The sequence below is a fragment of the Parasedimentitalea psychrophila genome (assembly GCF_030285785.1).
Lineage (GTDB): Bacteria > Pseudomonadota > Alphaproteobacteria > Rhodobacterales > Rhodobacteraceae > Parasedimentitalea > Parasedimentitalea psychrophila.
This window is the reverse complement of record NZ_CP127247.1, coordinates 4,806,320-4,820,931: the sequence shown is the minus strand read 5'-3', so window position 1 is coordinate 4,820,931 and position 14,612 is coordinate 4,806,320. Positions and strand designations below refer to the sequence as shown.

13 protein-coding genes and 1 tRNA gene are annotated in these 14,612 nt (G+C 60.1%); 8 read left to right on the top strand and 6 right to left on the bottom strand.

Features of this window, described 5'->3' with window-relative positions; genetic code table 11:
• Positions 1–79 precede the first annotated feature (79 nt).
• Complete coding sequence (locus QPJ95_RS23310; protein WP_270920157.1) at positions 80–985, top strand: LysR family transcriptional regulator; 906 nt, start codon at positions 80–82, stop codon at positions 983–985.
• Between the two features lie 117 nt (positions 986–1,102).
• Here QPJ95_RS23310 and QPJ95_RS23305 read toward each other — a convergent pair whose 3' ends face one another.
• Positions 1,103–2,131 carry an NADP-dependent oxidoreductase gene (locus QPJ95_RS23305; protein ID WP_270920156.1) on the bottom strand — a complete coding sequence of 343 codons (1,029 nt, stop codon included), beginning with the start codon at positions 2,129–2,131 and terminating at the stop codon, positions 1,103–1,105.
• 181 nt (positions 2,132–2,312) lie between these two features.
• Between QPJ95_RS23305 and QPJ95_RS23300 the strand changes: the two genes are divergently transcribed.
• Positions 2,313–3,098 carry an inositol monophosphatase family protein gene (locus QPJ95_RS23300; RefSeq protein WP_270920155.1) on the top strand — a complete coding sequence of 262 codons (786 nt, stop codon included), beginning with the start codon at positions 2,313–2,315 and terminating at the stop codon, positions 3,096–3,098.
• Between the two features lie 204 nt (positions 3,099–3,302).
• Here the strand turns inward: QPJ95_RS23300 and QPJ95_RS23295 are convergent, their stop codons facing one another.
• Entirely contained in the window at positions 3,303–4,073 is a 771-nt protein-coding gene (locus QPJ95_RS23295; protein ID WP_270920154.1) for a rhomboid family intramembrane serine protease, read from the bottom strand.
• Positions 4,074–4,113: 40 nt separating this feature from the next.
• On the bottom strand, positions 4,114–7,530 hold the full coding sequence (putA, locus tag QPJ95_RS23290) for a bifunctional proline dehydrogenase/L-glutamate gamma-semialdehyde dehydrogenase PutA (protein WP_270920153.1): 3,417 nt from the start codon (positions 7,528–7,530) through the stop codon (positions 4,114–4,116).
• Between the two features lie 115 nt (positions 7,531–7,645).
• On the opposite strand from putA, the gene QPJ95_RS23285 reads away from it, so the two are divergent.
• From QPJ95_RS23285 to QPJ95_RS23265, 5 genes are all read left to right on the top strand, one after another.
• Entirely contained in the window at positions 7,646–8,137 is a 492-nt protein-coding gene (locus QPJ95_RS23285) for an Lrp/AsnC family transcriptional regulator (protein ID WP_270920152.1), read from the top strand.
• Positions 8,138–8,273: 136 nt separating this feature from the next.
• Positions 8,274–8,361, top strand: a tRNA-Leu gene (locus QPJ95_RS23280).
• Between the two features lie 425 nt (positions 8,362–8,786).
• Positions 8,787–9,620 (top strand): calcium-binding protein, encoded by an 834-nt coding sequence (locus QPJ95_RS23275; protein ID WP_270920151.1) that lies wholly within the window; start codon positions 8,787–8,789, stop codon positions 9,618–9,620.
• Complete coding sequence (locus tag QPJ95_RS23270) at positions 9,562–10,287, top strand: Hint domain-containing protein (protein ID WP_270920150.1); 726 nt, start codon at positions 9,562–9,564, stop codon at positions 10,285–10,287. Before QPJ95_RS23275 ends, QPJ95_RS23270 begins: the two co-directional genes overlap by 59 nt.
• A gap of 303 nt (positions 10,288–10,590) precedes the next feature.
• Positions 10,591–10,773: a hypothetical protein gene (locus QPJ95_RS23265; protein WP_270920195.1), complete on the top strand. Its 183-nt coding sequence runs from the start codon at positions 10,591–10,593 to the stop codon at positions 10,771–10,773.
• 25 nt (positions 10,774–10,798) lie between these two features.
• Here QPJ95_RS23265 and QPJ95_RS23260 read toward each other — a convergent pair whose 3' ends face one another.
• Positions 10,799–11,557 carry an alpha/beta fold hydrolase gene (locus tag QPJ95_RS23260; protein WP_270920149.1) on the bottom strand — a complete coding sequence of 253 codons (759 nt, stop codon included), beginning with the start codon at positions 11,555–11,557 and terminating at the stop codon, positions 10,799–10,801.
• On the opposite strand from QPJ95_RS23260, the gene QPJ95_RS23255 reads away from it, so the two are divergent.
• Entirely contained in the window at positions 11,537–12,034 is a 498-nt protein-coding gene (locus tag QPJ95_RS23255; protein WP_270920148.1) for a hypothetical protein, read from the top strand. The two genes, QPJ95_RS23260 and QPJ95_RS23255, sit on opposite strands and share 21 nt — an antisense overlap.
• Before the next feature lie 30 nt (positions 12,035–12,064).
• Here QPJ95_RS23255 and QPJ95_RS23250 read toward each other — a convergent pair whose 3' ends face one another.
• Both QPJ95_RS23250 and glyA read right to left on the bottom strand, forming a co-directional pair.
• Positions 12,065–12,898: a DUF817 domain-containing protein gene (locus QPJ95_RS23250; RefSeq protein WP_270920194.1), complete on the bottom strand. Its 834-nt coding sequence runs from the start codon at positions 12,896–12,898 to the stop codon at positions 12,065–12,067.
• 354 nt (positions 12,899–13,252) lie between these two features.
• On the bottom strand, positions 13,253–14,548 hold the full coding sequence (glyA, locus tag QPJ95_RS23245) for a serine hydroxymethyltransferase (RefSeq protein WP_270920147.1): 1,296 nt from the start codon (positions 14,546–14,548) through the stop codon (positions 13,253–13,255).
• Positions 14,549–14,612 lie beyond the last annotated feature (64 nt).

Here is a 14,612-nt window from a genome sequence, read left to right as displayed (position 1 = left end):
TCAATTCCACCCTTGTTGCACGCGCCGCATTGTGAGACAAATTCATAATTCTCAAGAACAACATGAGTGAAACGCTGGGATGCATATCGAATTTCGCCACCTGCGAACCGTCAAGGCCATACATGAGGCCGGCGGTTTGGCGCGTGCGGCCGACCAATTGAACATCACCCAGAGCGCGTTGAGCCATCAGATCAAAGGCCTGGAGGAACAGGCTGGGGTGGAGTTGTTTCTGCGCCGCTCCAAGCCGATGAAACTATCCGCTGCCGGGCTGCGGCTGCTGCGGCTGGCCGACCAGGTGCTGCCTCAGATCGCGGCTATGCAGGCCGAGTTTTCAGCGCTGCGCGATGGTCACACCGGCCGGATGCATATCGCTATTGAGTGCCACGCCTGTTTCGAGTGGCTGTTTCCGGTGCTCGAGAGCTTCCGCAGAAGCTGGTCAGATGTGGATGTGGATATTCGCCCCGGTCTGGCGTTTGATGCGCTGACGGCCTTGCAAAAGGAAGAGGTCGATATGGTGGTGTCGTCGGACCCGGAGCAAATTTCCGGGGTCGATTTCATCGAGCTGTTCGACTACGCGCCGGTGTTTGTCGCCGCCGCTCAGCATCCTCTGGCGGCCAAGTCTTATATTGACGCCGAAGATTTTTCTGACCAGACGCTGATCACCTATCCGGTGGACAAAACCAAACTGGACGTGTTCAGCCAATTGCTGATCCCTGCCGGGGTTGAGCCGGAGGCCATTCGCCAGGTCGAGTTGACGGCGGTGATCCTGCTGCTGGTGGCCTCTAATCGCGGTGTCTCGGTGTTGCCGGACTGGGTGGTGCGCGAGGTGAAATATTCGTCTGATTACGTTACTCGGCCGCTGACCCGCAAGGGCATCACTCGCAGTCTATATGCGGCAGTGCGCAGCGAGGACCGGGACAAACCCTATATGCAAGAGCTGATCCGGCTGGCCAAGGTCGAGGCCCATAAACTGCAATTGCAGTAAAACATATTTGGCCGCAATAGCGGTGCGTGCTAGCACGCACCCTACGCAGATAGCAGGACGGTAGGGGCGAGTGTAGGGTGTGTGCTTGCACGCACCGTCTGCTCGCCCAATGTCAGCTCAGACCAGTTTCACGATCTGCTTGCCCATATTGCCGCCCTTTAGCAGTGCCATAAAGGCGGCTGGGGCATTTTCCAGGCCAATGGCGATATCCTCGAGGAACTGGATCTCGCCATTGGCGACCAGAGGGCCGACGTCCTTTTGGAATGCCGGGTAGCGGTCAAAGTGGTTCATGATGATGAAGCCCTGCACGGAGAGGAATTTCACCAAAACATTGCGCCATATCATCGGCGCCGTCAGGTCTGCATCGGCGCCTTTTGCACCGCCGTAATAGCTGATCATGCCGCAGACCGGGATGCGGCCATAGGAGTTCATCAGCGGCAGTACTGCCTCGAGCACCTTGCCGCCGACGTTCTCAAAATAGATGTCGATGCCATTGGGGCAGGCTGCGCCTAAGTCTTTGCGCAACGCGGAGGCATCTTTATAGGCGCGGTGATCCAGGCAGGCGTCAAAACCAAATCTGTCAACTGCCAGAGCGCATTTTTCGGCGCCGCCAGCGATGCCAACGGTGCGCAGGCCAGCCCGTTTGGCCAATTGGCCAACCATGGATCCAACCGGTCCAGTGGCCGCGGCCACCACCAGAGTCTCACCGGCCTTTGGCTTGCCATATTCATTCAAGCCATGCCAACCGGTCAATCCCGGCATGCCAAGAACGCCGAGCGCCGCAGTTATGGGGCCGTGGTTTGGATCCAGTTTTTGCAGCTGATTGGCCGGTAAGCGGCCGTGGCTGACCCAGCCAAACATGCCAAAGACAAAATCGCCGGGCTGGAATGCGGGGCTGTTGGAGGCGACCACTTCGCCCACGGCTCCGGCTTCCATGGTGCCGCCAATGGGCACCGGGGCGGCGTAAGACTTGGCATCGTCCATCCGCCCACGCATATAGGGGTCCAGCGACATATAGTGGAGTTTGACCAAGACCTCATCCGGGCCCGGGGTTGGCACGGCGCAGGTCTCAAGGCTGAAGTTTTCAGCCGATGGTGCACCGGTTGGGCGGCTGGCCAGCGTGATGCGTTGCATTTGATCTGACATGGATGTCTCCGTTGCTGTTTGGCTGCTTTCTAAACTGCTCAGTTCAGTTAGGCCATTGGAAAGTGCTCCGCTATTATAGCCGAACGGCAAATGGCGCAGGTATTGGCTCTTGGCAACTGGGGGCATGCGGCGTATAGGCAGCGCTTGACCAACATCTCTCTGACGACATAGGAGCCCCGATATGATCGGCAGTGCGAATCTTAATATCATGATCAAGGCCGCCCGTAAGGCAGGCAAATCGCTGGTCAAGGATTTCCGCGAAGTGGAAAACTTGCAGGTCTCGGTGAAAGGCGCCGGGGATTTTGTCACCAAGGCGGATATTGCAGCTGAGAAAATCCTGAAAGAGGAACTGCTGGGGGCGCGGCCAACCTATGGCTGGCTGGCCGAAGAGAGTGCTGAAATTCCAGGACAGGACCCGACCCGGCGCTGGATCGTCGATCCGCTGGACGGCACCACCAACTTTTTGCACGGGCTGCCACATTGGGCGATTTCGATTGCGCTGGAGCATAAGGGCAAGATTGTTGCGGGGGTTATCTTTGATGCCGCCAAGGATGAAATGTATTTCGCCGAAAAGGGCTCTGGCGCCTGGATGAATGAAACCCGGATCCGGGTGTCCGGTCGTCACCGGATGATCGAGAGCATCTTTGCCACCGGGCTGCCTTTTGCCGGGCGCTCTGATCTGCCTGCAACCCTGCAGGATCTGGCGCGGCTGCTGCCCGCCTGTGCCGGTGTGCGGCGTTGGGGCTCAGCGGCGCTGGACATGGCCTATGTGGCCACTGGTCGCTATGAGGGATTTTGGGAGCGTCGATTGAACGCCTGGGATCTGGCCGCCGGGATTATTCTGGTGCAGGAGGCCGGTGGTCTGGTGCAGGGATTGGATGCTGACGATAATATCGTCGACGTCGGCGAAGTGATCTGCGCCAACGAGCCGATCTTTGAGACGTTTTCCAAGGTTATTCGCCGCTGATATCGCTGAAGTTTTGAAAATGATCGCGCGTCTGGAGCTGTCCGGGCGCGCGTTTTTTGTTTGGGATGTGCGCTTTTGTAAAGGGAAGGGCACGTGGCTGGTTCAGGAGCCTCCGGCGGGGATATTTATGGCCAGATGAAGCTGCGGGATCCAGTGTCGGGGCAGCGCGGCAGTCGAAACAGTCCGGTTTTTGTATGGGCTGCGCTAGCGGCCTTTGGTCCAGGGTGACTGGCCTGGTTTTTTGCGCGGCAGTTGGGGGATGCGACTGGCGCTGTATTTGGCCTGGGGGTGAGGCGGCTGACCGCGGGTCTGGCGCCAGAATGCGCGGCCTCCGCGTTTGACCCACAGAGGCACAGTCAGCAACAGCCCGACCGCAAAGCCTCCGGTATGGGCCCAATAGGCCACGCCTCCGGTATTGGGGTCGGCGTTGAGTGAGCCTAGGAACTGCATGCCGAGCCAGACGCCCAGCATCAGATAGGCGGGGATGGTGAAAATCCGGAAATAGATCACGAGGATCAGCAGGATGTCGATGCGGGCGCGCGGAAACAGCAGCAGGTAGCCGCCCATGACCCCGGCAATAGCGCCGGAGGCTCCGATGGTGGGCACATGCGAGTCGGGGCCTGAGGCAATATGGACCAACCCGGCGCCAATACCGCAGGCAAGGTAGAAGGCGAGAAAGGGCAAATGGCCCATCTCATCCTCCATATTGTCGCCAAAGATCCACAAAAACAGCATGTTGCCCGCCAGATGCATAAAGCCGCCGTGAATGAACAATGAGCTGACCAGCGGCGACAGCCGCTGCGCGGCGTCGATTTCGGCGGGGATCAGCGCGTAGGCATTATAGAACCGTGCCAGCTCAATATCAGTGTCAAACATGGTGGCATAAAAGGCATAGGCCAGAATATTAAACGCCATCAATGTGTAGACGACATAAGGCCTGCGGCCAGAGGGGTTGTGATCGCGGATTGGGAACATGGGGCTGACGCTGGGCTGAAAGCGGCCCAGCGTCAAGCACTTATAGGGTTTGGCCCTCGCCACCCAGCAGTGCCGCGTTGCCGCCGGCGGCGGTGGTGTCGACGCAGATATGGCGCTCACCGAGGACGTGGGCGCGGTCGGGGTGGCCAGGGATCAAAGGCAGGATCGGGCCGCTGCGCCGCGCCAGGGCCTGTTCTATGGTGCGCCCGATCGCTTCGTCTCCCCACCAGAGCACCCCGGAGATATCCTGGATCTGTTGCAGTTGCTGCAGGTCGACCCTGCCGGTGGTCCGCAACACGGTGCCGCCTTGGTGAGTGACCTCTTGCATCTGGGCGGCAACCGTCTCAGGCCCGGGGCCAAGGCAAAGCAGCGGTGGCCGTGGTGAAAGTGTCAATCGATTGCTTTCCCCTGTGGGTCCGGGGAGGCTCTGGGTGGTGGCAGAGGCTGGGCTGCCCGAGGGGCTGGGGCGCTCGGTCTGATCGCGCTGCCATGCGGCGCTGCTGTGCTGGCGGTCCGGGGCGCAGAACCGGGCCAGATAGTTGGGGCCACCGGCCTTGGGTCCGGTGCCCGAGAGGCCCTCGCCGCCAAACGGCTGGCTGCCGACCACGGCGCCGATCTGGTTGCGGTTGACGTAGATATTGCCTGCCTCAATGCGGTCGGTGATGTATTGAACGCGGTCGTCGATGCGGCTGTGCAACCCGAAGGTCAGCCCGTATCCGGTGGCGTTGATGTCGGCGATGACCCGGTCCAGATCGGCAGCCTTGTACCGGACCACGTGCAGGACGGGGCCAAAGATTTCCTGTTTCAGCGCGGCAATGCTGGGGATTTCGATCAGAGTCGGAGCGACAAAGCTGCCCTGCTCGGGGGCCTGCAGCTGTTTCAGCACACGGCCCTCGGCGCGGGCGATTGCGATATGTGACGCTATGATATCCTGGGCGGTTTTATCGATCACCGGGCCACTGTCGGTGCTGAGCAGCCAGGGGTTGCCGGTGTTCTGGGCCTGCATGGCGCCGGTTAGCATGGTCAACACGCCATCGGCGATGTCTTCCTGCAGGTAGAGGCAGCGTAGTGCCGAGCAGCGTTGGCCGGCGGACTGAAAGGCGCTCTCAACGATGGATTGAACGGCCTGTTCTGGCAGCGCGGTGCTGTCGACGATCATCGCATTCAAGCCGCCGGTTTCCGCGATCAAAGGCGTGCCGGGGCGCAGGGCATCGGCCATGCTGGCGCGGATTTTCAGCGCAGTGGCAGTAGAGCCGGTAAAGGCCACACCATTCACCCGCTCATCTGAGGTCAAAGCCGCGCCGACAGCGCCGCCACCGGGCAGTAATTGCAACGCAGACCGTGGCACGCCGGCCTGATGAAGCAGCGAAACGCAGCAATAGGCAATCAGCGGCGTTTGCTCGGCAGGTTTGGCCAGCACTGCATTGCCGGTGGCCAGGGCTGCGGCGATCTGCCCCGAGAAGATCGCCAGCGGGAAGTTCCAAGGGGAAATGCAGGTGAAGACACCGGCTGGTTTGGCCTCTGCGGGAATGCGGGAGGCGTAGAAGCGCAAGAAATCAACCGCCTCGCGCAGTTCCGAGACGCAGTCGGGCAGGGTTTTACCAGCTTCACGGCTGAGCAGGGCGAACAGCTCGCCAAATTTCTCCTCGTAAAGATCAGCCGCTTTGTTCAGCACTGCGGCGCGGGTGCTGGCCGGGGCATCCCAGGGGGTGGCGGCGGTCAGTGCCGTGGCCACGTCGCTTTCGCTGGCACTGGCCACCTGGCCAACCGGGGTCAGGTCGCTGGGGTTGGTCACGTCCTGCGGCGGCAGCGGCGCGGCGGCTGCAGCCAGTAGCGGCACGGCGCTCCAGCTGTGGGTTGCCCAGGGGGTGCGCGCCTGCTCAATCAGGTCCAGCGTTGGCGCATGGGTCAGATCAAAGCCCCGCGAGTTGATGCGTTCTGGGATGAACAGCTCGGGCCCGATGGCGATGCTGCGGCTGACGTCGGCGATCATCTCAAACGGATCGGCGGCGACCACCTCGGGGGCGACATCCTCGTCGACGATCTGGTTGACAAATGAGCTGTTAGCGCCGTTTTCCAGCAGTCGGCGCACCAGATAGGCCAGCAGATCCTGATGGGCGCCAACCGGTGCGTAGATCCGGCATTTGGTGTGGTTCTGTTCCAACACCATCTGGTGCATGGTTTCGCCCATGCCGTGCAGGCGCTGGAATTCATAAGGCTGGCCGTCCCGCGCCATATGCAGGATGGCGCTGACGGTGTGGGCGTTATGGGTGGCGAACTGCGGATAGATGTGATCGGTCATCGCCAGCAGTTTGCGCGCATTGGCGATATAGGACACATCCGTTAGGGGCTTGGAGGTGAAGACAGGGAAGCCATCAACCCCCATCTCCTGAGCCCGTTTGATTTCGGTATCCCAATAGGCGCCCTTGACCAGTCGCACCATGATCTTGCGACCGTGGCGGCTGGCGATATCGTACAGCGTGTCGATGGTCAGCCCGGCGCGCGGGCCGTAAGCCTGCACCACCACGCCAAAGCCATCCCATCCTGCCAGCGCCGGATCGGCCAGCACAAGGTCGATCACCTCAAGCGACAGCGACAGGCGGTCGGCCTCTTCGGCATCGACATTCAGCCCCATGCCCGCCGCCTTGGCCAGCAAGGCCAGTGCGCGCAGCCGGGGCACCAGAAGATCCATCACGCTGGCCTCTTGCGCCAGCTCATAACGGGGGTGCAGCGCCGACAGTTTCACCGAGATGCCGGGGTTCTGGCGGATGTCATGACTGTGGCAGCCCGCGGCAATGGCCGAAATTGCGCGGGAATAGCTGAGGTGATAGCGCGCCGCGTCGCCTTCGGTGCGGGCAGCCTCGCCCAGCATGTCATAGGAATAAGTGTAGCCCTTGGATTCCATCCCGGCGGCGCGTTTCATAGCGCTTTCGATGTTTTCGCCCAGTACAAACTGACGGCCCATTTCCTTCATCGCGCGGCTGACGGCGGTGCGGATCAGGGGTTCGCCGACCCGCTTGATGGCACCGCGCAGGGCGCCAACCGGGCCGCTCTCGTCGTCCAGAACCTTGCCGGTCAGCATCAGCGCCCAGGTCGAGGCATTGACCAGCGAGGAGGAGGACTTGCCCAGGTGTTTGCCCCAGTTCGAGGGCGCGATCTTGTCCTCGATCAGCGCATCGATGGTTTCGGCATCGGGTACCCGCAGCAGCGCCTCGGCCAGGCACATCAGCGCCACACCTTCGTCGGTGGACAGCCCGTATTCAGCCAGAAACACCTCCATCAACCCCGGTGAGGAATGGCCGCGGATGTCACGCACCAGCGCTGCCGCATTGGCACAGATGCGGGCGCGGTCATCGCCCGACAAAGCTGCCGTGGTCACCAGTTGATCGCGAAGCTCAGCCTGATCGGCATAGGTCATGGCGTCGATGACGTGGCGCAGCGGGGGGGTAGGTGCCATCAGGGATCTCCAGTAGGGGGCAGGCGTTATGGTGAGGATACTGGCAATTCTGCGGGACATTCGTCTGAATACCTGTATTTGTAGGGCGATTAGGCTGAAAATCGAGGGTAAGGCAATGCAAACGGGTTTTTCGGGGCTGGACCGCTTTGATCAGGCGATTCTGACTGTACTGGGCGGCGAGGGGCGGATCTCTATCGCCGATCTGGCGCGGCGCATTGGCCTGTCCAAATCGCCCACCCAGACCCGGCTGAAGCGGCTCGAGTCGGAGGGGGTCATCACCGGTTACCGCGCCCTGGTGGATCCGATCCGGCTGGGTCTGGATCATGTGGCCTTTGTCGAAGTGAAACTCAGCGACACCCGGGAAGTGGCGCTGAGGGCATTTAATGCCGCAGTTGCCAAGGTGTCTGAAATTGAACAAGCCCATATGATTGCGTCGAATTTCGACTATTTGCTGAAGATCCGGACCCGTTCGATGGCGGCCTATCGCTCGGTGCTGGCCGACAAAATATCGACCCTTCCGCATGTGGCCTCGACCTCGACCTATGTGGCGATGCAGGCGGTCAAAGAGGACGGGGCGCTGGCGCAAGCCTGGCCTGTTGGCGCCTGATGGTCCTCTGGAGCCGGTTGCGGTCGGGGAAATGGCGTTGGCTGCAAAAACCGCTCTGTTACCCTGATAAAACCGATTGTCCCCGGCGCCCGGCGCCGCTAGACCTGTGCGGGTGAGGTGCCGCGGTATTTCACATGCGGACGTGGTGGAATTGGTAGACACAAGGGACTTAAAATCCCTCGCCAGATAATGGCTTACGGGTTCGATTCCCGTCGTCCGTACCAATAGTCTTTAGGTAATGCCGCTGATGTCAGTGACGGTATTGCGTAGCTATCGACGGAAAGCTCCATATTTTTAATATGCATTGATGCCTGCGACTCGACTGTACGTGGCTGCACTTTTGGCCGGGTCCCGATGTCGCGCCCGTCACTGACACCCGTTTGAATGTAGACCCGCAATCGCTGTCAGCGTGTGTTGGCAGCATGACGTCAGGTCAGCGTCCCGTCACACCGGCACTTTGGGTCCTGACAGTGAATTATGGTCAACAATTTGGTTACTAGGTGCCGGTAGATCCGGGGTGGGTATCTTGGTTTGACTAGGCTGAGGCAGCGTCCTGAGCGGAACGCCAAGTGCCCTGTTGCGATGTGTCGCTGGGTGTCAGTTGTCCGGGCGAGTTTGTCCAAATGGCGTAAATAGCAAAAGAAAACCTATGACAACCAACACAATTGAGGCCTTCGCGGTTGGCAGCTTTGCTGACATCGATCCGGATGAAACCAACTCTACCGTTGAAAACACGATATTTATTGTTGGAAAGAGCTTTGGGTCCAGCAGCGACCCGTTGCATGACAGCATAGGTGCGCTGACACTGGATGATGCCAATGATGACGGCCGGGTTGGCGAGGGGGATGCAGGATATTCTGTCGAGGACCTCTGGTACAATGGCTCAGCCTCTGAGCTGGATGCGGTCGTGGAATATAGCGTTACCGTCACCTATTCAGACGGCACCACGGGTGATGACACCATAGAGTCAAACCACGTAGATGCGGATGGCACCCGGGTCGATGGAACCGACGGGGCCAATAACACCATCTTGGGCTATGCGGGCAATGACGCGATTGACGCGGGCCGCGGCGATGACGTCGTCGATGCCGGGATTGGCGATGACACGGTGCAGGGCGGCATGGGCGACGACACCATTGATGGCGGTGAGGGCAATGATTTCATTCAAGGCGGCGACAGCGACGATGAAATGACCGGTGACACGCCGCTGGCGGCCGGGGAAGCAGAGTATCTGGTTCAGGGGTTTGTCAAAGGTGATAATTTCACCCTGAACAACGACCATTTCAATTCGGCTGGTGCCACGGAATTTACCGTTGATGGCGATCCGGTACAGATCCGCTTCATTGACAACGACGCCAATATGGACGGCGATGGTTACGGCGACGAGATCCCCACTGATATGGATGGACAAGTCGAAATAAACGGTGAGCTTTCCCAATGGCGAAACAGTCATTCTGAAAAGGGTAGTCCCCAGTCAGATTGACGACACGAGCGAGTTGCACGCGGCTGGCATTCCCTGTTTTACAGAAGGCACAAAGATTGCAACCACCGCCGGTGAAATTGCGGTTGAGGATCTGCGGGTCGGAGATCTGGTGCAGACACTGAACAATGGCCCGCTACAGCTCCTGTGGATTGGCACCCGGCGGTTCAGCCATGATGAACTGGAGGCTGATCCCGACAAAAAACCGATCCACATCCCAACCGGGGTGCTGGGCAATCACAGCCCGTTGCAGGTGTCTCCACAACACGGGATGCTGTTGGGTCAAAGCCACAATCTGGACGCGGAAATGCTGGTGCTCGCCCGCCATCTGTACCAAACGCGCGGCCCGGTGCGACTGGCCAAAGGTTGCCGTCAGGTGTGTTGTTTTCACCTGATGTTTGCACAGCATCAGATCCTCTTTGCCAATGGCGCAGCCGCCGAGAGCTTTTATCCCGGCCCCCAGGCGCTGACGCTTTTTGGCATGATGGATCTGCTGGGCTTGCGAGCTTTGTTCCCCAAATTGGGGACCTGCGCCACCGAGGAGGCCTATGGGGGGCTTGCACGCCCGTTTGCCAAAAGGAAAGATGTGCTGGCTAGGGTCGATTTACGCCCGTCGAGCTCTCCGGCGGCAGCTGACATGGACCGTCGCCCTGCTACTGTTGCGGCCTGAAAGCACCACCCTGCCGTCAGGCGATAGACGGTCATAGCCTAAGGCCCGTTCCGCAGGGTTGAACTCTGCCGCAAAACCGGGGTGGCAGTGGCCACAATGGCGGCGGCTAATAGAGCGTTTTCTTTGTAATTGGTGTCAGGTGGCAGGCTGGTCATGCCTATGGGAACATAGTGCTTAACCGTCATTCAATCATGAAATCTCAGCTTCGAGGCGAGATCGGTGTCTGTGACCGAGATCAAGGTGACACTCTGAGCCATTCGTTAAGGATACCGTATCGAAATGCTCAAAACATCGGAGACCCCAATGCTGCGCCTTGCCTCTATGCTTTATTCGTTGATTTCCACCAGCCTGGCTGGAGTCGGCATCATCGCCGTCTTGGTGGCCGGTTTTGGCTCAGTCCCGGCGATACTTACTGCGGCGGTGGTGGGCGCGGTTGCGGCTGTTCCGGTCTCTTGGCTGGTGGCCCGCCAGATCGTTCAGAACTAGGCTGACGCGGCGCGACTGCGGGCCGTTATGCGTTCAGAAATATCCGCGCCGTGGCTTCGAATTCGCGGGGTTTCTCGGCGTGTAGCCAATGGCCGGCACCGGGGATCTTGGCAAAACGGGCCTGCGGGAACCGGGCCCGGATCTGCGGGCGGTATTTGGCATCGACATAGTCTGACGCGGCGCCGGACAAAAACAGCACTGTGCCCGGCCAGACCGCACCTGTCTGCGGAAAGGACAGGATGTTGGGCATCTGATCCGCCAGCGCATCAAGGTTTAGCCGCCAGCATCGGTTGGGAATGTCGAGAGACTGGGTGAAAAAACTCTGCAATGCGGGCTCTACCCCGGCTTCGGCCAGTTGCGCTTCGGCCTCGGAGCGCCGTTGCAGGGTGGTCAGATCAATGCTGCGCATCGCCTCGATGAACTGGATCTGGCTGTGGGAATAGGCGACCGGCGCGATGTCCGCGACCAACAGGCGGCGCACCGCCTCAGGGTGGTTCAGGGCCAGCATCATTGCCGCCTTGCCGCCCATTGAGTGACCAATCACATCCATCTGCCCGCCATGCGCGGATATGACCTCGGCCAAATCCTCGGCCAATTCGGGGTAGCTATGGGTCTCCGACCAGGGGCTGTGCCCATGGTTGCGCATATCGACTGCCACCACCAGCCGCTCAACCGACAGCCGCTTGGCGATCACCCCCCAATTGCGGGCCGATCCATATAGCCCGTGGGCGATCAGGACGGGAGCTTTGTCGGTGGCGGCGCCATGGGTGATCGTGTTCAACATAAAGCTGTGATAACGCCGCAGCTGCAGGGCCGCCAGTTCAATCTGGATGTATTGAGCCCCAGCGTGGCAAAGGATAGGCTGACGCTGACTAAAAAACAGGAGAGCAGCACAGTGGGTCACAGCATCGCAGAGGAAATTGCAGAGATCCGGGATTTGCTGAAAACCCGCGAACAGGCCTCGGGGGCGCTGTCTGTGGCGCTGAAAAAGGCCCGCCGACGGTTGCCGCGCAGGGTCTATAATCAGGGTATGTTGCTGGCCAAGGCTGAACCGCTGATGGATCACCCCAAGCTGCGATTGACCTTGGATGAGCCGGCCCTGCGCAAATCGGCGGGTGAGGTCTCGGCCTATCTGAAATCGGTGGATCTGGCCGAGCGTCGCAAAACCCGTGCGCTGACAATTCTGGGCAGTATGGCATTTTCTGTGCTGGTTGTGATTGGTCTGGCGATCACTGTGATGCGCTGGCGCGGCTTGATCTGATGGATACCAGCCAGCCGTTCGTTCTGGCGGTCAGCCAGCCAGATGTCTGTCGGTTGATTTATGAGCGCCTTTGGGATGCAACGGAGCGCCTGACAGGGCATCGCGCAACACCAGGGTTACAGTGACAAAACTGACGAACAGCAAAAGATACCAGGATCCCATTTTGGCCAGACTGACCAAATGATGTTGGCTTTGGCCGTTGTATAGCCAGGTCTTGGTGCCGGTGCCGATGTTCTCGGCCAGCCACAGAAAGAAGCTGGAGAACAAGGCGGCCAAAGGCAGCGGCATCCAGTAATGGGGCTCGCCGATGCGAAACCAGATCCGGGTCTGGGCGAACAAAACAACTGTTGCGGCGAACAGCGCCAGCCGGATGTCGGGCAGGAAATGATGCGCAAAGAAGTTGCCATAGATCGCCAGCGCCAGCAGCACAGTTGTCCAAAACGGCGGGTAGGGGGCAAAGCGCATGTCAAACAACCGGATCACCCGCGCCATGTAAGACCCAACCGAGGCATACATGAAGCCGGAAAACAGCGGCACGCCCCAAAGTTTCATCAGACCCTCGCCGGGATAGCCCCAGCTGCCCACATGCACCTTGAAAATCTCCATCACGGTGCCAGTGAAGTGGAACAGCAGGATCACCCGTGCCTCACGCCAACTCTCCATGCCGGTGGCCAGAAACAGCGCTTGCAGGGCCAGCGCATAGAGAAGCAAAGCATCATAGCGGGCCAGCGGCCAGTCCGGTTGCCAAATCCGATTGGTCAGGATCATGCCAACCAGCAACAGCCCGCCGAACAGAGCAGCCCAACCCTGTTTCAGGCTGAACATGACCAATTCTGCCAGCAGATGCGGCAGTCTTGCCCGCATCCAGTCCCCCAGGCGGCGCTCCAACTGGCGGGTGCGGTTGTTTGTCTGGGGCAATGGAGTTTGTTCCGGTGTTGAAAATGTCAGGTGATAAAAATGGCCAAGCGCAAAAGACCATCCCGATGCCGCTGAGTCCAGCACTGATAAAGACAGGCGCTGCACTGGATCGCCGGGGTTTAAGCTGGCAGGCTCAGCCCGCAGGGCTGCCATGCCCAAGGCCTTTGGCCTGGCATCTTTGATGGCGGGACAGGGCGCGGGAGGGGCGCGGGAGGGATTGGTGCGCGGCGGCGGGGGCGGGCATGAAAAAACCGCCGCAACCCGGGGCTGCGGCGGTTTCAAAATTGTCTGGCTATGAGTTTACAGGTTCGGGTAAAGCGGGAACCTGGCGCAGAGATCGGCGACTTTGGTGCGGACGCCTGCCTCAACCTCGGCGTTGCCCTCTTCACCATTGGCTGCCAGCCCATCGACCACTTCGACAATCAGGTCGGCGATCAGGCGAAACTCAGCCTCACCAAAGCCGCGGGTGGTGCCCGCCGGAGTGCCCAGACGCAGGCCCGAGGTGACCATCGGCTTTTCCGGGTCAAACGGGATGCCGTTCTTGTTGGTGGTTATCTTGGCCCGGCCCAGAGCCTTGTCGGCGATGTTGCCGGTTACGCCTTTGGGGCGCAGATCGACCAGCATCACATGGGTGTCGGTGCCACCGGTGACAATGTCCAGCCCGCCCTTGATCAGCTGATCAGCCAGCGCCACAGCATTGGCGCGGACCTGTTTCTGGTAGGTTTTGAACTCGGGCCGCAGGGCCTCTCCAAAGGCCACGGCCTTGGCGGCGATGACATGCATCAGCGGGCCGCCCTGGATGCCGGGGAAGATCGCCGAGTTGATTTTCTTGGCGATTGTCTCGTCATTGGTCAGGATCATGCCGCCGCGTGGGCCGCGCAGGGTCTTGTGGGTGGTGGTGGTGGCGACATGGGCGTGTGGGAACGGCGAGGGGTGCTCGCCTGCGGCCACCAGACCGGCAATATGCGCCATGTCGACCATCAGATAGGCGCCAACCATATCGGCGATCTCGCGGAAGCGGGCAAAGTCGATCTGACGCGGGATCGCAGAGCCACCGGCGATGATCATCTTGGGCTGGTGCTCTTTGGCCTGGGCCTCGATCTGATCATAGTCGATCAGGTTGTCGTCGCGGCGAACACCATAATGCACCGCGTTGAACCATTTGCCCGACTGGTTGGGGCGGGCGCCGTGGGTCAGGTGACCGCCCGAGGCCAGGTCCATGCCCAGAATGGTGTCGCCGGGCTGGATCAGCGCCTGAAACACCCCCTGGTTGGCCTGGCTGCCGGAATTGGGCTGCACATTGACGAAGTCACAGCCGAACAGCTGTTTGGCGCGGTCGATGGCCAGTTGCTCGGCAACGTCGACGTGCTGGCAGCCGCCATAATAGCGACGTCCGGGATAACCCTCGGCGTATTTGTTGGTCAGCACAGTGCCCTGCGCCTCCATCACCGCGGCAGACACGATGTTCTCGCTAGCGATCAGTTCAATCTCGTCGCGCTGACGGGTCAGCTCGCTGGTGATTGTGCCGTAAAGTTCGGGGTCGCGCTCAGACAGAGGCTGGGTGAAAAAGCCGGGGTCGCTGGTGATTTCGGTCATGGTGGCTCCGTTGAGTTGGACTGGAATTGGGGATTTCCTATAGGAAACACGGCTAGTCGGAAAG